The organism is Streptomyces sp. NPDC101165 (assembly GCF_044768135.1).
GTDB lineage: Bacteria > Actinomycetota > Actinomycetes > Streptomycetales > Streptomycetaceae > Streptomyces.
The window spans coordinates 387,561-411,803 of sequence record NZ_JBIWPG010000004.1; the positions used below are offsets into that span (position 1 = coordinate 387,561).

Annotated in this window: 14 protein-coding genes; 10 read left to right on the forward strand and 4 right to left on the reverse strand. The window is 72.7% G+C overall.

Annotated elements, in window-relative coordinates:
• Positions 1 to 219 precede the first annotated feature (219 nt).
• The 5 genes from ACIRVH_RS10885 (at position 220) to moeZ (ending at position 6,422) form a co-directional block, all read left to right on the forward strand.
• Positions 220 to 1,884 carry a glycosyltransferase gene (locus ACIRVH_RS10885; protein ID WP_403950713.1) on the forward strand — a complete coding sequence of 555 codons (1,665 nt, stop codon included), beginning with the start codon at positions 220 to 222 and terminating at the stop codon, positions 1,882 to 1,884.
• 53 nt (positions 1,885 to 1,937) lie between these two features.
• Positions 1,938 to 3,266, forward strand: a complete 1,329-nt coding sequence (locus tag ACIRVH_RS10890) for a hypothetical protein (RefSeq protein ID WP_403950990.1) — start codon at positions 1,938 to 1,940, stop codon at positions 3,264 to 3,266.
• Positions 3,267 to 3,483: 217 nt separating this feature from the next.
• Positions 3,484 to 4,443 (forward strand): NAD-dependent epimerase/dehydratase family protein, encoded by a 960-nt coding sequence (locus ACIRVH_RS10895; protein ID WP_403950716.1) that lies wholly within the window; start codon positions 3,484 to 3,486, stop codon positions 4,441 to 4,443.
• Positions 4,431 to 5,180 carry a spherulation-specific family 4 protein gene (locus tag ACIRVH_RS10900; protein WP_403950719.1) on the forward strand — a complete coding sequence of 250 codons (750 nt, stop codon included), beginning with the start codon at positions 4,431 to 4,433 and terminating at the stop codon, positions 5,178 to 5,180. Before ACIRVH_RS10895 ends, ACIRVH_RS10900 begins: the two co-directional genes overlap by 13 nt.
• A gap of 63 nt (positions 5,181 to 5,243) precedes the next feature.
• Complete coding sequence (gene moeZ, locus ACIRVH_RS10905; RefSeq protein WP_403950722.1) at positions 5,244 to 6,422, forward strand: adenylyltransferase/sulfurtransferase MoeZ; 1,179 nt, start codon at positions 5,244 to 5,246, stop codon at positions 6,420 to 6,422.
• A gap of 109 nt (positions 6,423 to 6,531) precedes the next feature.
• On the opposite strand, the gene ACIRVH_RS10910 is transcribed toward moeZ, so the two are convergent.
• The 4 genes from ACIRVH_RS10910 to ACIRVH_RS10925 form a co-directional block, all read right to left on the reverse strand.
• A complete protein-coding gene (locus ACIRVH_RS10910) occupies positions 6,532 to 6,936 on the reverse strand; it encodes a hypothetical protein (RefSeq protein ID WP_403950725.1) in 405 nt (134 codons plus the stop codon).
• Positions 6,937 to 7,334: 398 nt separating this feature from the next.
• Positions 7,335 to 8,891: an alpha/beta hydrolase gene (locus ACIRVH_RS10915; RefSeq protein WP_403950727.1), complete on the reverse strand. Its 1,557-nt coding sequence runs from the start codon at positions 8,889 to 8,891 to the stop codon at positions 7,335 to 7,337.
• 152 nt (positions 8,892 to 9,043) lie between these two features.
• Positions 9,044 to 10,588, reverse strand: a complete 1,545-nt coding sequence (locus ACIRVH_RS10920; protein ID WP_403950730.1) for an alpha/beta hydrolase — start codon at positions 10,586 to 10,588, stop codon at positions 9,044 to 9,046.
• A gap of 99 nt (positions 10,589 to 10,687) precedes the next feature.
• Positions 10,688 to 13,555, reverse strand: a complete 2,868-nt coding sequence (locus ACIRVH_RS10925) for a lysylphosphatidylglycerol synthase domain-containing protein (protein ID WP_403950733.1) — start codon at positions 13,553 to 13,555, stop codon at positions 10,688 to 10,690.
• A gap of 186 nt (positions 13,556 to 13,741) precedes the next feature.
• Here ACIRVH_RS10925 and ACIRVH_RS10930 point away from each other — a divergent pair, with 186 nt between their 5' ends.
• From ACIRVH_RS10930 to nudC, 5 genes are all read left to right on the forward strand, one after another.
• Positions 13,742 to 14,128: an MGMT family protein gene (locus tag ACIRVH_RS10930; RefSeq protein WP_403950736.1), complete on the forward strand. Its 387-nt coding sequence runs from the start codon at positions 13,742 to 13,744 to the stop codon at positions 14,126 to 14,128.
• A gap of 266 nt (positions 14,129 to 14,394) precedes the next feature.
• Positions 14,395 to 17,940, forward strand: a complete 3,546-nt coding sequence (locus ACIRVH_RS10935; protein WP_403950739.1) for an ATP-dependent helicase — start codon at positions 14,395 to 14,397, stop codon at positions 17,938 to 17,940.
• Positions 17,941 to 18,055: 115 nt separating this feature from the next.
• Positions 18,056 to 21,595, forward strand: coding sequence for a UvrD-helicase domain-containing protein (locus tag ACIRVH_RS10940; protein ID WP_403950742.1), 3,540 nt, complete (start codon positions 18,056 to 18,058; stop codon positions 21,593 to 21,595).
• Positions 21,596 to 21,676: 81 nt separating this feature from the next.
• Positions 21,677 to 23,080, forward strand: coding sequence for a dipeptidase (locus tag ACIRVH_RS10945; protein WP_403950745.1), 1,404 nt, complete (start codon positions 21,677 to 21,679; stop codon positions 23,078 to 23,080).
• Positions 23,081 to 23,234: 154 nt separating this feature from the next.
• Positions 23,235 to 24,179, forward strand: coding sequence for an NAD(+) diphosphatase (gene nudC, locus ACIRVH_RS10950; protein ID WP_403950747.1), 945 nt, complete (start codon positions 23,235 to 23,237; stop codon positions 24,177 to 24,179).
• Positions 24,180 to 24,243 lie beyond the last annotated feature (64 nt).

Genomic DNA, 24,243 nt, shown 5'->3' on the forward strand with positions numbered 1-24,243 from the left:
CGTCCGATCGCCTAGCGCGGCAGAACGCGACCCGCACGCGAAAGTTACGACCGTTCACCCCTTTTGGTGGCGCGATGGACAACCGTCCGTCGCGCCACCGCCTTGTCCGCATACGTTCGTCCCGCTGCGAGCCGCCGGGACCAAGGCGGCTCCCACTCACGGGAGATCGGGGGTGCACACGTGCGCATCGGACTACTTACGGAGGGTGGCTATCCGTATGTGAGCGGTGACGCCGGGCTCTGGTGCGACCGGCTCGTGCGCGGGCTCGCACAGCATGAGTTCGACCTCTACGCGCTCAGCCGCAGCCGACAGCAGGAGGACGCGGGCTGGGTCCCGCTCCCCGAGCAGGTCAGCCGGGTCCGTACGGCCCCGCTGTGGACGGCCGAGGACGACGAAGTCACATACGGGCGGCGCGCACGCCGGCGCTTCACCGAGTGCTACGGGGAACTGGTCGGGGCCTTGTGCGCCGGATCCGACACCGCTTCCGGTGATGCGTCCGCTCACAAGGCGGACCGTTTCGGCAGCGCGCTGTACGGCCTCGCCGAACTCGCCCGCGACGAGGGCGGACTGGTCGGCGCGCTCCGCTCCGACACCGCCGTGCGCACCCTGGAACGCGCCTGCCGCGCGCCCGGGGCGCTGCGCACGGCACGCGAGGCGCGCGTACCCGACCTGCTCACCGTCACCGCACACCTCGAACGCGCCCTGCGCCCCCTCTCGCTCGACTGGTACGGCGACGACGACCTCGGCGCGGCCGACCTCTGCCACGCCACCGCCGGCGGCCCGGCCGCCCTGCCCGGACTGCTCGCCCGGCACTTCGCCGACGTACCCCTGCTGGTCACCGAGTACGGCGTGCAACTGCGCTCGCACTACCTGGCCCTCGGCCCCGACGCCGCCGCCCCCGCCGTACGCGCCCTGCTCGCCGCCTTCCACGGCCGGCTGGCCACCGAGGTCTACCGGCGGGCCGCGATCCTCACACCCGGCAACGCGCACGCCCGCCGCTGGCAGGAACGGTGCGGTGCCGACCGCACCAGGATCCGCACCGTCCACCCGGGCATGGACGCCTCCCGCTTCGCGGAGGTCGGCGAGTCCCCGGACCGCGCCGACGCGGACACGCTCGTCTGGGTCGGGCGCGTGGAACCCACCAAGGACCTGGTTTCCCTGCTGCACGCCTTCGCCGAGGTCCGCAGAGAGGCGCCGAAGGCCCGCCTGCGCATCGTCGGCGCGCCCGCGGGCCACGAGGGCCCGGCCTACCTGCGCCACTGCCGGGCCCTGGCCACCCAGCTCTTCCCGGACGAGGCGGAGGGCGTGCACGCGGTCGGCGACAACCCGGTCTCCTTCGAGGAGATCGGCGGCCCCGAGGCCCCGACGCTGCCCGACGCGTACGCCGGCGGCGCTGTCGTCGTCCTCTCCAGCGTCGTCGAGGGCTTCCCGATCAGCCTGGTCGAGGCCATGTTCTGCGGACGCGCCACCGTGTCCACCGACGTCGGCGCGGTGGTGGAGGTCATCGGCGGTACCGGCCTCGTCGTGCCCCCGCGCAATCCGCGGGCGCTCGCCGAGGCGTGCGTGGCGCTGCTGCACGACCCCGAGCGCCGTGAGCGCCTCGGTGCCGCCGCCCGCGCCCGCGCGCTCGAACTGTTCACCGTCGAGCAGAACATCACAGCATTTCACAGCATTTACCTGGAGATCGTCTCGCGCTGTCCGGTACGCCGCGTCGTCCTCGACGAGGCGGGCGCGCCCCTGCCGTTCGCCGCGCCGGCCGAGGCCCACGTCCCCGTCCGCTGGACCGGCCCCACGGCCCGCGTACTGACCCGGGGCGTTCCGGGCTGGGCGGCGGGCGGCCCGGTCCGCGCGACCCCGCTGGCGGCTCCGGAGGGGGCGCGGTGAACGGCTCCGGCGGGCTGGACGACACCCGCGACACCCGCGACGACTGGGACGTCATGAGCCGGCCGGGCCGACAGGACCGTCCCGCGATGCCGGGCGGCGCCGACGCCTGGGACGAGCGGTCGGGGGAGTGGCCGGCCGGTGCGGGGGCTTCCGCCGAACCGGGGCCCAAGCCGCCCTCGGCAGCGGAGACTTTCTCCGGAGCGGCTCACCCGCGGACGCCCTCGGCGCCGGTGCGGGCCGCAGCGGACTCCGGGTCCGGCAGGAGCCGTCGACCCACCGCCCGGCGCGGTGCCGCCGACCCCGTGAAAACCCTGCTGCACCGTCACCGGGAGCTGTGCGAGCGGGCCGTGGACCCGCTGGAGATCGCCGCCGGGCTGGAGGCCCACGGCGTCACCGACCGCACCGCCGCCCGCTTCCGGCACCGCGACGTCTTCTCGCTCGCCGAGGAGCTGTACGCGCGCGTGCCCCGCGACGGCACCCCACTCCCCCAGCCCGAGCTCCTGCGCGCACCCCGTGTCCGTGCCGACTGGGTCCTGCTCACCCTCCTGCCCGGAGCGCTCGGCGCGGCCGTCGTGACCGGGCTGCACCTCACGCAGGGCCGAACCCGCCTGCTGGTGGCCCTCGGCGGCCTCCTCGCCGTCGGCCTCGCCAGCCGCGCGGCCCTGCGCCGCGGCCCCCTCGCCACCGAACCCGGCGCACCCCCGTGGCGGACGGCGACCGGCACGCGCGCGTGCACCCTCTGGCTGCTCGGGTACGCCCTTCTCGGCGACGGACTCCTGAACGCGGTCGTGGCAGGCGGCCCCGACGACCTGCCCACCGGTGTCCCGGACGGCCCCTGGCCGATGGCCGTCGCCCCCGTCCTGGCCCTCACCCTGGCCTGCGCCCCGGCCGCCTGGTGCGCCCACCTCCTCACCGCCGGTGCCCGCCGCAGGCTCGCCGGCAGCCGGGGCCTGGAGGACTTCACAGCCGCCGCCCGACCCCTGCTGCTCGGCGCGTTCGCCCTGTTCCTGGCCGCCCTCACCGGCCTGCTCGCCCTGTGCGGCGCCGTCCTCGACGAGAACGCGGCCTACCCCCAGGCCCTCGCCCTCGGCGCCCTCCTCCTGCTCGCCCGCCTCCTCACCGTGCACCACCACCGGCACGCCCCCGCCCTGACCCTGGGTGCGGCGGTGGCCGTCGAGGTGGCGGCCCCCGCCCTGCTCCTGGCCGGCCGGCTGCCCGGCTGCACCGTCCTGGCGACCCCTGTCCAGACCCTGGTGGACGCCTGGGGCCCGGCCGCCGTCCCGGCGCTCGCCTGCGGCACCGCGGCCCTCGTCCTGCTGGTCCACGCTCTGCGCACCCTCACCCAGGCCTCGGCCCACGCGCCGACGGGAGCACCCGGGTGAACCTTCCGCCACCGGTCCGAAGCGAGCCCGCCGCCACCCGCCCCGAGCGCGTGGCAGCACCGGGCCGCGGACGAGGCCGCGGGCGCCCGGCCCACCGCCGGAGGCAACCGCACCACCCCTTCGAAGGAGAAGACGAGATGACCACCTCCCGACACGGAGCGCCCGGAGCGTCCGGAGCCTTGGGAGCAGCCGGAGCGCACACCCCGGGAGGCGCCCGATGAGGGTCCTGCTGATCGGAGCCAACGGATACATCGGCCGCTTCGTCGCCGACCGCCTGCTCGCCGACCCGGCCGTCCAGCTCACCGCGCTCGGCCGCGGCGACGACGCCGACGTCCGCTTCGACCTCGCCACCGGCAGCCCCGGAGCGCTCACCCGCTTCCTTGACGCGGTCCACCCCGGAGTCGTCGTCAACTGCGCCGGCGCCACCCGCGGCGGTGCCCGAGAGCTCACCCGGCACAACACCGTCGCCGTCGCCACCGTCTGCGAAGCCCTGCGCCGCAGCAGCTGCAGCGCCCGCCTGGTGCAGATCGGGTGCGGCTCCGAGTACGGCCCCAGCCAGCCCGGCTCCTCCACCGCGGAGGACGCCGTGCCCCGCCCCGGCGGCCCGTACGGCGTCAGCAAACTCGCCGCCACCGAACTGGTCCTCGGCTCCGGTCTCGACGCCGTCGTCCTCCGGGTCTTCTCACCCGCCGGACCCGGCACCCCGGCCGGCTCCCCGCTCGGCCGGCTCGCCGAGGCCATGCGCCGCGCCATGCAGTCCGGCGACGGTGAACTCAAACTCGGCGGCCTCGGCGTCCAGCGCGACTTCGTCGACGTCCGTGACGTCGCCCGCGCCGTGCACGCCGCCTCTCTCTCTGCCGCGCAGGGCGTCATCAACATCGGCTCCGGCCGTGCGGTCCGGCTCCGCGACGCCGCCGCCGTCCTCGCCCGGGTCGCCGGATACGGCGGCGCCCTGCACGAACTCGACTCCCCTGCCGTGCCTTTGCGCAGCACCATCGGGCACCCCCGCACCGACGCCGACCACGCGGCCCCGGTCGCCTATCCGTATCCGGACGGCTGCGGCAGCTGGCAGCAGGCCGATGTGCGCACCGCCCGCGACCGGCTCGGCTGGCGTCCCCGGATCAACCTCGAAGAATCCCTGGCCGACATCTGGATGGAGGCGGCATGCCGCATCTGACCAGCACCACAGCGGGCACCACCAGCACCGGCATCCGTACCGCCCTCGGTGTCCCCGGCTACGCGCATCCGCTCGTCGCCCCGGCCCAGTGGGCCGAACTCGCCCGCCCCGGCACCCCGCTGGACTGGGTCGTGCTCAACGTCGCCGCCGGGCCCGGCACCCGCCCCGACCCGCACTGCCTGGAAGCCGCGGGCCGGCTGCGCAACGCGGGCGTCCGCGTCCTCGGCCAGCTGGACCTCACCCACGGCGCCCGCCCCCTCGCCGACCTGCTCTCGGACGCGCACCGCCACCTCGACTGGTACCGCGTCGACGGCTTCCTGCTGGACCGCACCCCCACGGACCGCGCCGCGCTCCCCGAGGTCCGCCGTGCGGTCGGCGCGCTCCGGGCGATCAGTGACATGGCCCACATCGTCCTCGGCCACGGCAGCCACCCGCACCCGGGGTACGCGGAGAACGCCGACCAGCTGGTGACCTTCTCCGGCCCCTGGTCCGACTACCGCTTCTCGCAGGTCGCCGAGTGGACCGCCGACTATCCGCCCGACCGCTTCTGCCACTTCGTGCACGGCGTGCCCCGCGGTCATCTGGAAGAGGCGCTGCGCATCGCGCGGTGGCAGGGAGCGGCGACGATCTACTTCACGGACCGCACCGACCGCGGTGGCCGCACCGACCCGTGGGAGACGATGCCCGGCTACTGGGACGAAATCGTCTCGCGGGTCGGAACGGGTGTCTCGGAATGAAGAAGGCCGTGGCAGTGTTACGAGGAGAACAACCGTAGTGATTGACCGACCAACGGAGTCCCCGTGTCGCTGCCACCCCTGGTCGAGCCAGCTGCTGAGCTCACCGTAGACGAGGTCCGCCGGTACTCCCGCCACCTGATCATCCCCGACGTCGGGATGGACGGGCAGAAGCGGCTGAAGAACGCCAAGGTGCTGTGTGTGGGCGCCGGCGGCCTGGGCTCGCCGGCGCTGATGTACCTGGCCGCCGCGGGCGTGGGCACCCTCGGCATCGTGGAGTTCGACGAGGTCGACGAGTCGAACCTGCAGCGCCAGATCATCCACAGCCAGGCCGACATCGGCCGCTCCAAGGCCGAGTCCGCGCGCGACAGCGTCAAGGGCATCAACCCGTACGTGAACGTGATCCTTCACGAGGAGCGGCTGGAAGCCGACAACGTGATGGACATCTTCAGCCAGTACGACCTGATCGTCGACGGTACGGACAACTTCGCGACCCGCTACCTGGTCAACGACGCCTGCGTGCTGCTGAACAAGCCGTACGTGTGGGGCTCGATCTACCGCTTCGACGGCCAGGCGTCGGTCTTCTGGTCCGAGCACGGCCCCTGCTACCGCTGCCTGTACCCGGAGCCCCCGCCGCCGGGCATGGTGCCCTCCTGCGCCGAGGGCGGCGTGCTGGGCGTGCTGTGCGCATCCATCGGCTCCATCCAGGTCACCGAGGCGATCAAGGTCCTCACCGGCACCGGTGAGCCGCTGGTCGGCCGCCTGATGATCTACGACGCCCTGGAGATGCAGTACCGCCAGGTCAAGGTCCGCAAGGACCCGAACTGCGCGGTCTGCGGCGAGAACCCGACCGTCACCGAGCTCATCGACTACGAGGCCTTCTGCGGCGTCGTCTCCGAGGAGGCCCAGGAGGCGGCGCTCGGCTCGACGATCACTCCCAAGCAGCTCAAGGAGTGGATCGACGACGGCGAGAACATCGAGATCATCGACGTCCGCGAGCCGAACGAGTACGAGATCGTCTCCATCCCGGGCGCCAAGCTGATCCCGAAGAACGAGTTCCTCCTGGGCACCGCCCTCGAGGGCCTCCCGCAGGACAAGAAGATCGTCCTGCACTGCAAGACGGGTGTCCGCAGTGCGGAAGTCCTCGCCGTCCTGAAGTCCGCGGGCTTCGCGGACGCCGTCCACGTCGGCGGCGGCGTCATCGGCTGGGTCAACCAGATCGAGCCGCAGAAGCCGGTCTACTGATCACCGGTCCCGCTGACCGGCGGGACTGACGAAGCCCACGGCTCTGACCAGTTCAGATGCTGTGGGCTTCTGTCGTTGTCAGCCGGCAACCGCATGTCGCAGGCCGAACCTACTTGAGGTTGACGGTTTGCATTTCGGTGCCGGTGCTCGCCGGCCTCGTGATCGTGATGCTCTTGCCGAACGTGTGCGAGTCGTTGTCGCTGTCCACGCAGGTGACCTTGACGTTGGCCTGCAGGCCCTGCGTCGGAACCTTCGTGAAGGTCACCGAGTAGGACTCCGACACGTTCTCGCCGGAGAGCTGATCCGACGCGCTCTTCCCCTTGGCGGCTATGGTCACATCAGTCGCTGAGGAATCCTCGAATCGCTCGCAGCTCGCGGTTCCCGCCACGGTGACCCTGGCTGAGTTCGGATTGCCGTGTGCCGTACCGGTCGCTGCCGCAGGAACGACGACTGCCAGCGAGGCCACGACGATGGCGGAGCCGAGCCTGTTCGCCTTGCTGCTGAAATCCCGCATTCCAGTCTCCACTTGTCTGCTTCGGACCGCACTGACGAGGACGTCGGGCTGCGTGAGCCTGGGTACGGCGTCGCATCGCCACTGCGGCGTGCCGTCGCGTGGGTGGTTGCGCCTGCCCGTGGGCATGAACGAACTCACGCTGTTGGTGCGTGAGGCCGGGTGTGCTGCGCTCGGGGAGGCGCGGAGTGTCATGGTGGCCGGTGCGTTCCGGCTTCCGACGCCTGTCGATCCGCTTGCCGGCTGCGACGACGGCAACTGTGGCGCCTACAGTCCGACCGTAGCGACTCCTGGGTAGGATGTCCACTTATGGGCTAGTTGTTGTAATTGATTCCTCAACTGCCGTGCCCTGCTGCGTTTCTGGCCCGGAACGCGGGCCATCGGCAGGGTGCCGGCCGTCGTCATGAGCAGACCGTGCCGTCCTTGGGCACCGTCCCGTCGAGCAGGTAGGCGTTCACCGCCGAGTCGACGCAGCCGCTCCCGTTGCCGTACGCCCCGTGCCCCTCGCCCTTCCAGGTGAGCTCAACGCCGACGCCCTTGCCCAGTTCGTCGGCCATCCTGCGGGCACCCTCGTACGGCGTCGCCGGGTCCCCGGTGTTGCCGACCAGCAGGATCGGTGCCGCACCCGGCGCACCGACCTCGGGGGTGTCGTACTGGCCCGGCACCGGCCAGTCGTGGCACCAGCCGGCCGTGTCCCAGCCCAGGAAGTCCCCGAAGACGGGCGAGATCCGCTCGAACTCCGGCAGCAGCCTCTTCGTCTGCGCGAGCGTCGGCCGCTGCCTGTCGTCCAGGCACGATATGACCCGTTGGGCGTGGCCCCTCGTGCCGTAGTGCCCCGAGGCGTCCCGCTCGTTGTAGTCGTCCGCGAGCGCCAGCAACTGCGAACCGTCGCCCTGCTCGGCCGTCTTGAGAGCGCTGGTCAGCCGGGGCCACCCGGCCTCGCTGTAGAGCGGCACGATGATGCCGGTGACCGCGAGCGTCTGGTTCAGCTTCCGCCCGGACGACGTGGGCAGCGGTTTCGCGTCGAGCCGCCGGAGCAGGTCCACGATCTTCCGGGAACCCTGCTTCGGGTCCTGGCCGGTGGACTTCAGGTAGTCGTCCAGGGCCCGTTGGAAGCCACGGGCCTGGTTCTCGGCGTGGCCCACCGCGTCCGCGGTCGGGTCGACCACCGCGTCGAGGATCAGTCTGCCGACCCGCTTCGGGAACAAGTGGGCGTACACCCCGCCCAGTTCGGTGCCGTAGGAGATGCCGAAGTAGTGCATCGTCCGGTCGCCGAGCACCTGCCGCATCAGGTCCATGTCGCGTGCGGTGTCGGTCGTCGAGACGTGCGCCATCAGCGGGCCGGCGGCCTTCTGGCATCCCTCGCCGAAGGCGGTGGCGTCCTGCAGGTACGCCTTCTCCTCCGCCGGGGTGTCCGGGGTGATGTCCACGCCCTCCGCCGCCTCGATGTCCCGGTCGTCGCGGCAGCGGATGCCCTCGCTGGCGCCGACCCCGCGCGGGTCCCAGCTCACCAGGTCGTAGTGCTCGCGGAGCTTGGAGACGGTGGCCCCGTAGTACGGCATGACCGACACGCCCGAGCCGCCGGGGCCGCCGAAGTTGAACAGCAGCGAGCCGATCCGGTTGCTTCCGGTCGCCTTCGCGCGGATAAGGGCGAGGTCGATCGTTCTGCCGCCCGGCTTCGACCAGTCCAGCGGGACTTTGAGCGTGCCGCACCGCCATTCGTCGCTCGGTGCGCCCGAGTCCCCGGTGGCCTTGCAGCGACGCCAGTCGAGGTGCTGCGAGGTGAGCGAGGCAGGGAGGTCCACCGTGGCCGGTGGCGCCGATGCGTGAGCCTGGCCGGTCTCCCCGGCCGAGCCGGTCCCCTTGCCCTCGTCATGGCCCCCGTCCGACGAGCCGCCGCATCCGGCCACCAGCAGCGCTGCGGCCGCGACGGCCGTCCACCGCAGGAATCGAGACATGCGCACCCCCTCGCAGGCCCTCCGCGTCGTGCCGCGGCGGGCGTTCAGGCCATGGTAGGCGGAGCGCGATCAGCCCGCGCCAGCCTGTGGATAACCCTTTGACCTGCGACTTTGTAAGGGTGATCGGAGGTTTGTTCAGGGATTCCCGGATTCTAGGAGCAGACCGTGCCGGCCTTCGGCACCTTCCCGTCCAGCAGGTAGTCGTTCACCGCGCTCTGCACGCACTTGTTCTTGCTGTCGTACGCCCCGTGCCCTTGGCCCTTGTACGTCAGCTCGACGCCGACGCCCTTGCCGAGCGCGTCCACCATATTCTTCGCGCCCTCGTACGGGGTGGCGGGGTCGCCGGTGTTGCCGACGACGAGGATGGGCGCCGAGCCCGGCGCGCTGACGTCGGGGTGGTCGGCGGCCCCGGGCACGGCCCAGTCGGTGCAGCTGACCATGCCCCAGGCCAGGTAGTCCCCGAACACCGGGGAGGCGGCACGGAACTCGGGCACCGCCCCCTGGACGTGGTCCGCGGTGTACCGCGGCTTCTCGTCGGCGCAGTTGATGGCGATGTTGGCCGCGGTGATGTTGCTGTACTCGCCGTTCTCGCTGCGCCCGTTCATCGAGTCGGACAGCAGCATCAGGATCTTGCCGTCGCCCTCGTAGGCCTGCTCGAGCCCCTCGGTGAGGTACTCCCAGAAGTCCTTGGAGTACAGGGACTGCGCGATGCCGTTGGTCGCCGCGGTCTGGGTCAGCTGCCGCGGGAAGATGCCGGGGATCGGCTTCTTCTCCAGGTCCGCCAGCAGTTTGGCGATGCGGTCCTTGACCTCCTGCGGGGTGTCGCCGATGGGGCACTCGGTCGTCTTCGAGGTGCAGTCCTCGGCGAAGTTGTCGAGCGCGAGCTGGAAGCCCCTGGCCTGTCCGAGCGCGCTCTGCTCGGGGTTCAGGGTGGGGTCGACGACCCCGTCGAAGACCGCCCGGCCGACGTTCTTCGGGAACAGATGGGCGTAGACGCCGCCGAGTTCGGTGCCGTAGGAGATGCCGAAGTAGTGCAGCTTGTCGTCGCCGAGGACCTGGCGCATCAGGTCCATGTCGCGGGCCGCGTCGGTGGTGCGCACATGCGGCAGGATCGTCTTGGAGTTCTTCTCGCAGGCCGAGTTGAACTGTCTGGTGCGGTCCAGCAGCTGGGCGCGCTCGGCGCTGTCGTCGGGGGTCGCGTCCTGCTGGAAGAAATCGTCGAGCTGGGCGTCGTTCTTGCACTCCACGGGCGCGCTGCGGCCGACCCCGCGCGGGTCGAAGCTCACCAGGTCGTAGCGGGTGTTCAGGGCGGCGTAGTCCGCGCCGAAGGCGGGCAGCGTGGTGACGCCGCTGCCGCCGGGGCCGCCGAAGTTGAACACGAGCGAGCCGATCCGCCGGCTCGGGTCGCCGGTGGCCTTGGCGCGGATCAGGGCGATGTCGATGGTGCCGCCCTTGGGGTCGCTCCAGTCCCGGGGTGCCTTCATGGTGGCGCACTGCCACTTGGCGCCGCTGGGCAGCGGGGACGGAGGGGTGCCGCCGCCCTCCGCCTCGGACGGCACCGGGCAGTCCTTCCAGTCCAGCTTCTGAGCCGGCAGGTCCCCGTCCTTGGCACCCTCGCTGCATCCGGCCAGCAGAGCGGCCAGCACCACGGCGCTGGTGGTCAGAGCGGCGGCACGCAGCCGGAAGGGGTTCGCCATACATCCATCCTGCGCGCGCGCAGGCCGCGGCGCGCGGGACGCGAGCCGTACGAGGTACGCCCCTGGCCTGCTGCGCAGGCCTGTTCCGCGACGCCGCTCCTACAGGGCACCCTTGCGCGTGAGCTGGTTGAAGGCGAGCCAGCCGGGCAGCACCGGCAGCCACAGCGTCAGCAGCCGGAACAGCAGGACGGCCGGTGCGGCGACCTCCTTGGGGAGGCCGACGGCGATCAGGCCGAGCGTCAGGCTCGCCTCGACCGCGCCGACGCCGCCCGGGGTGGGCGCCGCGGAACCGAGCGCGTTTCCGGCGAGGAAGACCACGGCGACACTGGCGATGCTCAGCGAGGCCGAGTTGTCGCCGAAGGCCCGGATGGAGGCGTCCAGGCACATCACGAAGCAGAAGGTCAGCAGCAGCATGCCGCCGATGCCGGTGACCAGCTTCTGCGGCCGCTGGAGCACGTCGAGCATGCGCGGCACGACACCGGCGAACAGCGACCGTACGCGTGTGACGACGAATTTCCGCAGGAACGGCACCGAGGTCACCACGAGCACCAGTACCGCCACGGTCAGCAGCCCCGCGATGACCGTCCGGGACGGAGACAGCGACGGCGTCTTCTCGGTACCGGTCAGGTAGCCGAAGGACAGCAGCATCAGGATGTGGCAGCCGAGCCCGAACAGCTGCGAAGCGCCGACGCTCGCCACCGCGAGCCCCGGGCGCACGCCCTGGCGCTGCAGGAAGCGCGTGTTCAGGGCGACACCGCCGACCGCCGCAGGCGCGACGATCTTCACGAAGGACCCGGCGACCTGGGCTGCCGCCGTCCTCAGGAACGGCACCCGCTCCGGCACGAACCCCAGCAGGGCCATCGCGGCGGCCACGTAACTGAGCGCGGAGAACAGCACCGCGGCGATCACCCAGCCCCACTGGGCGTTGGCGATCAGCGGGCCGAACTCGATGTGGGTGAGCTGGGTCAGCAGGAAGTACGCACCGATGGCACCGGCGATGAAGCTGATCAGCGTGCGTGGCCGCACCCGCTCCAGACGGGCCGGCTCCACGGGGGCCTGCGGCCTGATCAGCAGCACCTCGTGGCGGATCTGCGTGAGCAGATCCTCCTCGCGGGCCTCGTCGAGTGCCTCGTCCAGGGCCCGCTTCTCGGCCCGCTGCTCGGCCCGGACCGTCTTCTTGTCGCGCTTTTCGAGCACGGGTCCGGCCGTCTCGGAGGCCTCCGCCAGCCGGGCCTGCTTGGCCTGCCGGGATGCCTCCAGCACCGCCTCGCGCTCACGCTGGGCCCGCTCGCGGGCCAGCTTGCGCAGCGTCGCGCGCGTGGAGCGCGTCAGTGCGATGGGCTGCAGCATCGGCAGGCAGTCGGCGACCGCGTCCGGGCCGAGCACCCCGACGGCCGAGGCCACGGCCCGCTCGGCGCCCACCCGCAGACCGAGGGTGGTGACCAGCTGCGCGACGTCCATGCGCAGCAGCAGATCGCCGGCCGCGATCTCGCCGCCGCGCAGCTCCGCGAGGATCACCTTGCCGGAACGATCCACCAGTATCGCGTCACCGGCCAGCCTGCGGTGCGCGATGCGCCGGGACTGCAGGGCCTGCACCTGGTGCCAGGTGTGGCGCAGCAGCTCGTCGGTGATCTCCTCGTCCGGCAGCGAGTCCAGCGTGCGTCCGCCGGTGTGCTCGTAGACGAGGATCACCGCGTCCGGGCCGAGTTCCGAGGTGGCGATCAGCTTGGGCGCGTTGGCGCCCGCCGCGATCGCCGCGTACGCGAGCAGTGCCTCCTGCTCCAGCGCCTGGCGCAGCGACTGGAGGCTGGAGCGGGTGGCGAAGCCGCGCAGGGTCAGATTGCGCCAGGCACGGTAGAAGAAGCCCTGGGCCTGCTGCTCCCGGTCGACGACCGTGACGTCCAGCGGCGGGCCGTCCTCCAGGGTGACGAAGTAGCGCCGTCCGCGGTCGCCGTTCTCCGTCTCCACGGACTCCTCGCGAGCCGCGCTGACGGGGTGGAAGCCGACGTGCCTGAGGCCAGCCATCAAGGTCCGGCCGGTGGGGCGGACATTGGGCGAGCCGACCGCGTACAGCGTGCCGTAGGCGACGGTCCAGCCGATCAGCACCGTCAGGATGATCGAGAACGGGGTCGTGTAGCCGGTGACCAGCATCGAGAACGCGTCGAGCAGCAGCACGATCCACAGCACCGCGCGCCATCTGGGTCTGCGGGACATGCCGACGGCCGTCATATAGGCGATGACGGGTGCGAGATAGCCGTGCACCGGGTCGGTCAGGGCGTGGATGTCGCCCGGTGAGGGCTGGGTCAGCGCCTCCTGGATGGAGCCCGGGGCGGCTCGGGCGACCCACAGGTCGGTGGCGAGGGTCACTCCGTGTGCGAGGACGGCCGCCAGGACGCCGTCGGCGATCCGCAGCCCGTCCCGTTTGATCAGCCGCTCGATCGCGAAGGCGACCGGCACCAGGAGGATCGCGATGCTGGACGCGAGTCCGGCGATCTTGATCAGCAGGTCCGGGGCCTGCCCGGTGCCCTTGTTGATGTCCTGTTCGAGGCCCGAGGTGGTGCCGTGCGCGAACGCGGCGATCGCGAGCAGCACGACGATGGCGCCCACGCCCACCAGAAAGCGCATGAGGTCGGAGGGGCGGTGCACGCGCGCGGGGAGCAGCGGTTCGTCGCCCTCGACCTCCTCCGGATGAGGATCCTCGGCACCGGAGCCCGGGCCCTCGTCGGAGCGCGGGCTCGCGGGGACGTGTGCCCCCCCGGCCGCCCCGGTGACGTCGCCACGCGCACGCGTGCCGTCGTCGCGCGCACCGTCGTCCGTGCGCACGTCCTCGCTCGGAGTACGCGGAGAACCGGTGTCGTCCGGGCCCGTGGCGCCGGTGTCGACCTGGCCGGAGCGGGCGGTCTTGGGACGCGCGGAAGCGTCAGGGGTGCCCTCCGCGCCTTCGGGGTGCACGCCCTGCTGCATCATGGTCTCTTCTTGGTCTCGTATCACCGGTCACTGCCCGCACGATGGTGGCATGCCCCACCGGCACACGCGGGCATCAGGGTGCGGATGGGCGGTCGGACAGTCTGCCGGAAGCGCCGCCCGAGGGCGAGGGGCCCGGTCCCGGACTTCCGTGCCGCGTTGTCGGTGGGGTGCGGCAGGATGGGGCGAATGAGCGAGCAGAGCCCTGCCGAGGACACCCGAGAGGGGTACGCGGACGCGTTGCCGGAGTACGCCGAGCGGGTCCTGGAGGTCGCCGAGCGCATTCCGCCGGGCCGGGTCATGACGTACGGCGATGTCGCCGAGTGGCTCGAGGAGGGCGGCCCGCGCCAGGTCGGCCGGGTCATGGCCCTCTACGGGGGAGCCGTCCCCTGGTGGCGCGTGGTGCGCGCCGACGGGGCGCTGCTTCCCGGCCACGAACTGAGTGCCCTCGATCACTACCGCGCGGAGGGCACGCCGCTGAAGGCGGCGGGCAGGAGCACCGAGGGCCATCTGCCGCGGCTCGACATGAGACGCGCGCGATGGGACGGCGGCACGGTCGCGGAGGGTCACACCTGACAGCTTCCGCCATCGGATGCCCCTGAGGGGAACCTGTGGCCCGTATGAGGGACACGGGGGACGCCCGTGGCATGACGTACGTTCGTGTGGTGAGGGACCCACGTGACACGAGGGCCACGAGAGCCGCGAGGGAAGAAGCGGAAGCCCTGCTTCTGTCCGAGGCGGCGGCGTAGCGTCGGCTGCACGTGTCCCCCTCACCCCGCGGCCACCGCCTCGCACGCGTGACCGCCCGCCCACCAGCACAACCACCAGGACCGGCGAACCACGTGAGCTCCTCATCCTCCATCAGGCGCCTGCCGCACCCCCCGGTGCGGCAGGGGAGCCGTGGCGCTTACCGACTGGTCCGTACCCCGCCTGCCGAAGTGGATCCCCCTCGTCTTGACGCGGCACAGCGCGCCGTGGTTGACCGCAGGACCGGACCACTCCTCGTTCTCGCAGGTCCGGGCACCGGCAAGACCACCACCCTGGTGGAGTCCGTGGCCGCACGAATCGCCCGTGGCGGGGACCCGGAACGGATCCTGGTGCTGACGTTCAGCCGCAAGGCCGCCGTCGACCTGCGCGACCGCATGGCCCTGCGCATCGGCGCGGCCCGCGCACCCCGGGCGACCACCTTCCACTCGTACTGCTACGCCCTGGTCCGAGCCCACCAGGACAGCGGCCTGTTCATGGAGCCGCTGCGCCTGCTCTCCGGCCCCGAGCAGGACGTCGCCGTGCGCGAGCTGCTGGCCGGGCAGCCCGAGCTGGAGCGGCTCGGCCTCGACCACGTGAGCTGGCCGGACGAGCTGCGCGCCTGCCTGACCACGCGCGGTTTCGCCGACGAGGTCCGTGCCGTCCTCGCCCGCAGCCGCGAGCTGGGCCTCGGCCCCGGCGCACTGGACGCCTTCGCCCGCCGCATCGGCCGCCCCGACTGGCGCGCGGCCGCCGCCTTCCTCGCCGAGTACCTCGACGTCCTCGACCTGCAGGGCGTCATCGACTACGCCGAACTGGTCCACCGCGCGGTGCTGCTCGCCCACCGCCCCGAGGTCGCGGCACGGCTCGCCGCCCGGTACGACGCCGTGTACGTCGACGAGTACCAGGACACCGACCCCGCCCAGGTACGGCTCCTGCAGGCCCTGGCCGGCGGCGGACGCACGCTGGTCGCCTTCGGCGACCCCGACCAGTCGATCTACACGTTCCGGGGCGCCGACGTGAACGGCATCCTGGACTTCCCGGCGGCCTTCCCCCACGCGGACGGCCGCCCGGCCCCCGTCGAGGTGCTGCGCACCTCCCGCCGCTCCGGCGCCGCCCTGCTGGCCGCGACCCGCCTGATCACCCAGCGCATGCCGCTGCCCCGGCTGCCCGCCGAGAAGGTACGCGCCCACCGCGAGCCGGCGGCCGTGCAGGACGGCGGCCGCGTCGAGGTCTACACGTACCCGACGGCAGGTACGGAACAGGACAACATCGCCGACATCCTGCGCCGCGCGCACCTGGAGGACGGCGTCCCCTGGAGCGACATGGCCGTCCTCGTACGCGCCGGCTCCCGCACCATCCCCACACTCCGCCGCGCCCTCACCGCGGCCGGCGTCCCCCTGGACATCGACGGCGACGACCTGCCCCTGCGCCACGAGCCGGCGGTCGCCCCCCTGCTGACGGCACTCAGAGCGGTGGCCACGGCAGAGGCCGCGCGGCGCCCCGCTGAGGAGGCGCGCGGAGAGGCAGAGGGGACGGAGGCCGACATGGACGGCGCTGCCGGCGTCGGCAGCGTTGTGCTTGCCGAGGCTGACGTGGATGGCGCTGTCGATGTCGGCAGCACTGTCGACGTCGCCAGGGATGCGCTTGCCGAGGCCGATGGGTACGGCGCTGCCCACGCCGACACCGATGCACTCGCCGAGGCCGACGCGGACAGCTCTGCCGAAGTCGGCCCCCGTGCGCCCGCCGCCGAGCCGGCCGCCGACGCGTACTGGCTCGACGCCGAGACCGCCCTCACCCTGCTCGCCTCCCCGCTCGCCGGCATGGACACCGCTGATCTGCGTCGACTCGGGCGTGCCCTGCGCGAGGAGGAGCGGGTCGCCGGGAACCCGCTGCCGCCGCCCTCGGACGAGCTGCTCGCGCGGGCGCTCGCCGAACCCGAGCGCCTGGTGACGCACGACCCGGCGTACGCGCGGGGGGCGCAGCGCCTCGGTGCGCTGCTCCGCAAGGCCCGTGAACGCCTCGCGGGCGGCGGTACGGCCGAGGAGGCGCTGTGGGACCTGTGGGAGGGCACGCCCTGGCCCACGCGTCTGGAGCGGGCCGCCCGGCGCGGCGGCGCGGCGGGCCGTAACGCGGACCGCGACCTGGACGCCGTGTGCGCCCTGTTCGCGACCGCCGCGCGCGCGGAGGAGCGCACCGGAGGACGCGGCGCCCTGAACTTCCTGGAGGAGATCGACGCCGAGGACATCGCCGCCGACACCCTCACCCGCCGTGCCGTGCGCCCCGACGCCGTACGCCTGATGACCGCCCACCGCGCCAAGGGCCTGGAATGGCGGCTGGTGGTCGTCGCCGGCGTCCAGGAGGGACTGTGGCCCGATCTGCGCCGCCGCGGCTCTCTCCTGGAGGCCGACCGCATCGGCCGCGACGGACTCGCCGAACCCCTCACCCCGGGCGCGTTGCTCGCCGAGGAGCGCCGTCTGTTCTACGTGGCCGCCACGCGCGCGCGTGACCGTCTGGTCGTCACCGCCGTCAAGGCACCGGCCGACGACGGCGACCAGCCCTCCCGGTTCCTGACCGAGCTGGGTGTCGAACCCCGGGACGTCACCGGCCGCCCGCGCCGCCCGCTCGCCGTGGCCGCGCTCGTCGCCGAGCTGCGCGCGACCACCGTCGACCCGCGCGCCTCCGCGGCCCTGCGGGAGGCCGCCGCCCGCCGTCTGGCGAGGCTCGCCGCGCTCGCCGACGAGGACGGCCGCCCCTTGGTGCCGTCCGCGCATCCCTACCGCTGGTGGGGCATGTTCGAGCCGACCGAGAGCAAGGTGCCGCTGCGCCACCACGACCAGCCTGTCGTGCTGTCCGGCAGCGCCCTCGACCAGCTCGCCAACACGTGCGCCCTGCAGTGGTTCCTGGGCCGCGAGGTGAAGGCCGACGCGCCCGCCACCGCCGCCCAGGGTTTCGGCAACGTCGTCCACGTCCTCGCCGACGAGGTCGCCTCCGGCCGCACCCCCGCCGACCTCGACGTGCTCATGGAACGCCTGGAGTCGGTGTGGAACGCGCTCGCCTTCGACGCGCCCTGGAAGTCGGCGCAGGAGAAGGGCAACGCGCGCGCGGCGCTCGAACGCTTCCTGAACTGGCATGTACTGGACCGCACCGGCCGCACCCCGGTGACGAGTGAGCAGGACTTCGACGTCACCCTCGAAGCGGGCGACTACCAGGTCCGCATCCGTGGCCAGATGGACCGTGTCGAGGCGGACGGCGAGGGCCGCGCCTACGTCGTGGACTTCAAGACCGGCAAACAGGCACCCAGTGCTGCCGAGGTGGCCCGCCATCCGCAGCTCGCCGTCTACCAGCTCGCCGTCCGTGAGGGCGCCGTGGACAACGCCTTCGACGGCGTACGCCCGGAGCCCGGCGGCGCGGAACTGGTGCACCTCAGGCAGGGCGCGGCCAAGCGGGACGGCGGCGAGAGCCTGCCCAAGGTGCAGGCACAGGAGCCGCTGGCGGGGGAGTGGGTCGGCGAGCTGCTGGCCACCGCCGCAGGGAAGGTCCTCGACGAGCAGTTCACCCCGACCGCCGGCCAGCACTGCACGCACTGTGCGTTCCGTGCCTCCTGCAGCGCCCGGCCCGAGGGGCGGCACGTGGTCGAGTGACCGGCGCCAGGGGCGAGGGTGACGTACGGCACCACAGGCGCTGACCTGCTTTTCTTCCTCCCCGAGCGGTCGATCCGTCCCCGGATGTCAGTGCCCGCCGCTAGCCTCTGACGACATGCCCGCCCGTATCACCGACCCCGAGCAGCTCAAGGAGCTCCTCGGCATCCCGTTCACCCCGGAGCAGACGGCCTGCATCACCGCGCCGCCCGCACCGCAGGTGATCGTGGCCGGAGCCGGGTCGGGCAAGACCACCGTGATGGCGGCCCGCGTGGTCTGGCTGGTCGGCACCGGCCAGGTCGCCCCCGAACAGGTCCTCGGCCTGACCTTCACCAACAAGGCCGCGGGCGAGCTCGCCGAGCGCGTCCGCAAGGCACTGATCAAGGCCGGCGTCACGGACCCCGACGTCATCGACCCGGACGATCCGCCCGGCGAACCGGTCATCTCGACGTACCACGCCTTCGCCGGCCGTCTGCTGACCGACCACGGCCTGCGCATCGGCCTCGAGCCGACCTCCCGGCTGCTGGCCGACGCCACCCGCTACCAGCTCGCCGCGCGCGTGCTGCGCGAAGCCCCCGGGCCCTACCCGGCGCTGACCCGCTCCTTCGCCGACCTCGTCAGCGACCTGCTCACCCTCGACTCCGAGCTGGCCGAACACCTCGTCGCCCCCGACGAACTGCGTACCTGGGACGCCGGACTGCTGCGCACCCTGGAGGGCGCCAAGCTCACCAACGCCGATCTGCGCAAGGTCCCCGACACCGCGACCGCCCGCCGGGAACTCGCCGACCTCGTCGTGCGCTACCGGGCCGCCAAGCGCGAACGCGACCTGCTCGACTTCGGCGACCAGATCGCCCTGTCCGCCCGCCTCGCCGGCGTCCCCGAGGTGGGCCGGCTGCTGCGCGAGGAGTTCCGTGTGGTGCTCCTGGACGAGTACCAGGACACCTCCGTGGCCCAGCGCGTCCTGCTGTCGGGCCTGTTCGGCGGCGGCACGGGCCACCCGGTGACCGCCGTCGGCGACCCCTGCCAGGCCATCTACGGCTGGCGCGGCGCCTCCGTGGCCAACCTGGACGACTTCCCCGAGCACTTCGCCCACGCCGACGGCAGCGCCGCCACCCGCCAGGCGCTCAGCGAGAACCGCCGCAGCGGCGGACGCCTCCTCGACCTCGCCAACGGCCTCGCCGAACCGCTGCGCGCCATGCACGCGGGCGTCGAGGCCCTCCGCCCGGCCCCCGGCGCCGAACATGACGGCACGGTCCGCTGCGCCCTGCTGCCCACCCACGCGGAGGAGATCGACTGGATCGCCGACTCCATCGCCCACCTCGTACGCACCGACAAGGCCCCCGGCGAGATCGCCGTACTGTGCCGCACCGCCACCGACTTCGCCGAGATCCAGGGCGCCCTCGTCGCCCGCGACATCCCCGTGGAGGTCGTCGGCCTCTCCGGCCTGCTGCACCTGCCCGAGATCGCGGACCTCGTCGCCGTCTGCGAAGTCCTCCAGGACCCCGGAGCCAACGCCTCCCTGGTCCGCCTGCTGACCGGCCCGCGCTGGCGCATCGGCCCCCGCGACCTCGCCCTCCTCGGCCGCCGCGCCCGCCTGCTCGTCGCCCACGCGCGCGTGGACGACACCGACGACCCCGACCGCAGACTCGCCGAGGCCGTCGAAGGCGTCGACCCGTCCGAGGTGATATCGCTCGCGGACGCCCTGGACACCTTCCTGGAGGCACCTCTCGACGACCGCGAAGGGGACGACGACGGGCTGCCGTTCTCCCCGGACGCGCGGGTGCGCTTCGCCCGCCTCGCCGCCGAACTGCGCGACCTGCGCCGCTCCCTGTCCGACCCGCTGATGGACGTCCTGCACCGCGTCCTCGCCGTCACCGGCCTGGAAGTGGAGCTGTCGGCGTCCCCGCACGCCCTCGCCGCCCGCCGCCGCGAGACCCTGTCCAACTTCCTGGACATCGCGGCCTCCTTCGCGGCCGGCGACGGCGAGGCCACCCTGCTCGCCTTCCTCGGCTTCCTGCGCACCGCCGCCCAGTACGAGAAGGGCCTCGACAACGCCCTGCCCGGCGGCGAGAACACCGTCAAGGTGCTCACCGCGCACAAGTCCAAGGGCCTGGAGTGGGACGTCGTCGCCGTCCCCGGACTGGTCCACGGCACCTTCCCCAGCGCCCAGGGCCGCGAGAAGTGGACCGCGCAGGCCAAGGTGCTGCCGCACGCCCTGCGCGGCGACACCGACACCCTGCCCGACGTCGACTCCTGGGACTCCCGGGGCATGAAGGCCTTCCACGAGGCCATGAAGGACCACCAGCACACCGAGGAACTCCGCCTCGGCTACGTCACCTTCACCCGCCCCCGCTCCCTCCTCCTCGGCTCCGGCCACTGGTGGGGTCCCAGCCAGAAGAAGCCACGCGGACCCTCCGACTTCCTCCAGGCCCTCCACGACCACTGCGCCGCCGGGTACGGCGAGATCGAGGCATGGGCCGACGAGCCCGCCGAGGACGAGGAGAACCCGGCCCTGCACACCGCCACCGCCGACCAGGTGTGGCCCCTGCCCCTGGACGACGCGGCCCTGGCCCGCCGCCGCGCGGCCGCCGAAACCGTCCTCACCCACCTGGACACCCTGGCCGCCAGGCAGGACGGCCAACCGCCCGCCACCCACGACCCCGCCGCCTTCGACGACCCGGACTGGCCCGCACCGCCGGACGAAGAAGACCCCGACTGGCCCGCCCCGGCGGACGACGAGGACCCGTACGCCGAAGCGTTCCCGTACGACGAGGACCCCTTCGCCGGGGAGACGCCGTACGACGAGGGCGTCACGTCCCCGGAGGAGCCCGCCGACTGGGACTCCTGGACCGGCCAGCGGCCGACCGTCCCCCACCAGGCGCCCGCCCCGGCCGAGCCCACCCGGGCCGGCGAACGTGCCGCCGAGCGCACCCACGCCACCGAGCCCGCGCACCGCACACGCTTCACCCCCGAGGAAGCCCGCGCCATCGCCTCCTGGGACCGCGACCTCGACGCGCTCACCGGCGAGCTGCTGCGCGCCCGGCAGACCGTCACGGACGTCCCCCTGCCGGCCACTCTGACCGCATCCCAGCTGCTGCTTCTCGCGGAGGACCCGGACGGGCTCGCACAGGAACTCGCGCGCCCCATGCCGCGCCCCCCGCAACCCGCCGCCCGCCGGGGCACCCGCTTCCATGCCTGGGTCGAGGCACGCTTCGAGGAACTGACACTGCCCATGCTGGAGCCGGACGAGCTGCCCGGCAGCGAGGCCGAGATCGCCGACGAACGCGACCTCGAAGCCCTCAAGGACGCCTTCGAACGCACCGAATACGCCCACCGCACCCCGTACCGGACCGAGGCCCCCTTCCAGCTCACCCTCGCCGGCCGCGTCGTACGCGGCCGCATCGACGCCGTCTACCGCACCGGCGACGGCGACGCGGCGACCTACGAGATCGTCGACTGGAAGACCAGCCGCACCCGCAGCGCCGACCCCCTCCAGCTCGCCGTCTACCGGCTGGCCTGGGCCGAGCAGCAGGGCCTGCCGCCCGAGTCGGTCACGGCCGCCTTCCTGTACGTGCGCAGCGGCGAGGTCGTACGCCCCGCGAACCTGCCCGACCGGGCCGCCCTGGAACGGCTGCTCACCGGTGACCCAACCGAGTGACATGCAAGAGCCACGTAAGGGATCCCGAGTGTGACGAACAGCCCGCCGAGGATGTCCGTGCGGGCCGATAGGCTCGTGAGCATGAGCCAGACCCCGGACAGCGCCGTCCGTACGTTCATCGAGCAGCAGCGCACCGCCTTCCTCGACGACCTCGCCGCATGGCTGCGCATCCCCTCCGTGTCGGCCCAGCCCGACCACGCGCCCGACGTACGGGACAGCGCCGACTGGCTCGCCGCCAAGCTCCAGGAGACCGGCTTCCCGACCGCGGAGGTCTGGCCCACCCCCGGCGCCCCGGCCGTCTTCGCCGAATGGCCCTCGGGCGGCCCGCAGGCGCCCACCGTCCTCGTCTACGGCCACCACGACGTCCAGCCCGCCGCCCGCGAGGACGGCTGGGACAGCGAGCCCTTCGAGCCCGTCATCCGGGACAACCGCCTCTACGCGCGCGGGGCTGCCGACGACAAGGGCCAGGTGTTCTTCCACACACTCGGCGTCCGCGCCCACCTCGCCGCCACCGGCCGCACCGCCCCCGCGGTCAACCTCAAGCTGCTGATCGAGGGCGAGGAGGAGTCCGGCTCCGAGCACTTCCGGGCCCTCGTCGAGGAGCGCGCCGACCGGCTCGCCGCCGACGCCGTGATCGTCTCCGACACCGGCATGTGGTCCGAGGACACCCCGACCGTCTGCACCGGCATGCGCGGCCTCGCCGAGTGCGAGATCCGGCTGTACGGCCCCGACCAGGACATCCACTCCGGTTCCTTCGGCGGCGCCGTCCCCAACCCGGCCACCGCCGCCGCCCGCCTGGTGGCCGCCCTGCACGACGAGCACGCGCGCGTGGCCGTCCCCGGCTTCTACGACGGCATAGCCGAGCTGACCGACCGCGAACGCGAACTCTTCGCCGAGCTGCCGTTCGACGAGGAGCAGTGGCTGCGCACCGCCAAGTCGTACGCCACCCACGGCGAGGCCGGACACACCACCCTGGAGCGCATCTGGGCCCGCCCGACCGTCGAGGTCAACGGCATCGGCGGCGGCTACCAGGGCCCCGGCAGCAAGACGATCATCCCCTCCTCGGCCTTGGTGAAGCTGTCCTTCCGCCTGGTCGCCGGCCAGGACCCCGACCACATCGAGAAGGCCGTCCGCGCCTGGGTCGCCGAGCAGGTACCCGCCGGGATCAGGCTCGAGATCAGCTTCGGCCCCGCCACGCGCCCGTGCCTGACCCCGCTCGACCACCCCGCGCTGCAGTCCGTGGTCCGCGCCATGGGCCGCGCCTTCCAGAGCCCGGTCCGCTACACCCGCGAGGGCGGCTCCGGACCCGCCGCCGACCTCCAGGAGGTCCTCGGCGCCCCCGTCCTCTTCCTGGGCATCTCCGTCCCCTCCGACGGCTGGCACGCCCCCAACGAGAAGGTCGAACTCGACCTCCTCCTCAAGGGCGTCGAAACCAGCGCCTACCTGTGGGGCGACCTCGCCGAGAACTGGCGTCACGCACCCTGACCGACAGGCGCCGTACGGGACCGCATCGCGCGCGGGGCACACTGGAGGGACCGCCCGCACGCCAGCCCGAGCCCGCCCCGGTGCCCTCCCGGCCCACGCCCGCCCGAAACCGCCCGCCGAAACGAACCTTTCCACTGGGGGAGTTGGAAGCACCGTGACCACCTGGACCGACGACACCGCCGACCGGCCCATCTCGCTGACCGCCCCGAGCGGCATCGACCGCGCCGCCCACCACCGGCTCGACGAGGCCTGGCTCGCAGCGGCATGGAGCCACCCCACCACCCGCTGCTTCGTGGTCTCCGGCGGCCAGGTACTCATCGACGAGACGCCCGACGGCCGGACCGAACTCGTCATGACCCCCTCCTTCGAGGCACCCCTCACCGAGGCCCACCGCTACTTCCTCGGCATCGACGAGGACGGCGTCAGCTACTTCGCCCTCCAGAAGGACGCACTGCCCGGCCGCATCGACCAGTCCGCCCGCCCGGCGGGCCTGCGCGAGGCCGGACTCCTGCTGTCACCGCGGGAAGCGGGCCTCATGGTGCACGCGGTCGGCCTGGAGAACTGGCAGCGCACCCACCGCTTCTGCTCCCGCTGCGGCGAGCGCACGGTCATCGCCGCGGCCGGCCACATCCGCCGCTGCCAGGCCTGCGGCGCCGAGCACTACCCGCGCACCGACCCCGCCGTGATCATGGCCGTCACCGACGAGGAGGACCGGATCCTGCTCGGCCGCCAGGTCCACTGGCCCGAGGGCCGCTTCTCCACGCTCGCCGGTTTCGTCGAGCCCGGCGAGTCCATCGAGCACTCGGTACGCCGCGAGGTCTTCGAGGAGGTCGGTGTCACCGTCGGCCAGGTCGAGTACGTGGCCAGCCAGCCCTGGCCCTTCCCGTCCAGCCTCATGCTCGGCTTCATGGCCCGCGCCACCTCCACCGACATCGACGTCGACGGCGACGAGATCCACGAGGCCCGCTGGTTCTCCCGCGAGGAACTGCACGCGGCCTTCGAGTCGGGAGAGGTGCTGCCCCCGTACGGCATCTCCATCGCCGCCCGCCTGATCGAGATGTGGTACGGCAAGCCGCTGCCGACGAGGAGCTTCATCTGAGGCCACGGGCACGCGCTCGTGTGGGACAGGACACAAAAAGGCGGCTCCCGAGGCACCACAGCCT

What these genes read in the sequence shown, in the direction of transcription:
- ACIRVH_RS10890 (WP_403950990.1), top strand. Translation starts at nt 1,938, where the DNA reads ATGAGCCGGCCGGGCCGACAGGACCGTCCCGCGATGCCGGGCGGCGCC.
- ACIRVH_RS10895 (WP_403950716.1), top strand. Translation starts at nt 3,484, where the DNA reads ATGAGGGTCCTGCTGATCGGAGCCAACGGATACATCGGCCGCTTCGTC.
- ACIRVH_RS10900 (WP_403950719.1), top strand. Translation starts at nt 4,431, where the DNA reads ATGCCGCATCTGACCAGCACCACAGCGGGCACCACCAGCACCGGCATC.
- ACIRVH_RS10910 (WP_403950725.1), bottom strand. Translation starts at nt 6,936, where the DNA reads ATGCGGGATTTCAGCAGCAAGGCGAACAGGCTCGGCTCCGCCATCGTC.
- ACIRVH_RS10915 (WP_403950727.1), bottom strand. Translation starts at nt 8,891, where the DNA reads ATGTCTCGATTCCTGCGGTGGACGGCCGTCGCGGCCGCAGCGCTGCTG.
- ACIRVH_RS10920 (WP_403950730.1), bottom strand. Translation starts at nt 10,588, where the DNA reads ATGGCGAACCCCTTCCGGCTGCGTGCCGCCGCTCTGACCACCAGCGCC.
- ACIRVH_RS10925 (WP_403950733.1), bottom strand. Translation starts at nt 13,555, where the DNA reads ATGATGCAGCAGGGCGTGCACCCCGAAGGCGCGGAGGGCACCCCTGAC.
- ACIRVH_RS10930 (WP_403950736.1), top strand. Translation starts at nt 13,742, where the DNA reads ATGAGCGAGCAGAGCCCTGCCGAGGACACCCGAGAGGGGTACGCGGAC.
- ACIRVH_RS10940 (WP_403950742.1), top strand. Translation starts at nt 18,056, where the DNA reads ATGCCCGCCCGTATCACCGACCCCGAGCAGCTCAAGGAGCTCCTCGGC.
- ACIRVH_RS10945 (WP_403950745.1), top strand. Translation starts at nt 21,677, where the DNA reads ATGAGCCAGACCCCGGACAGCGCCGTCCGTACGTTCATCGAGCAGCAG.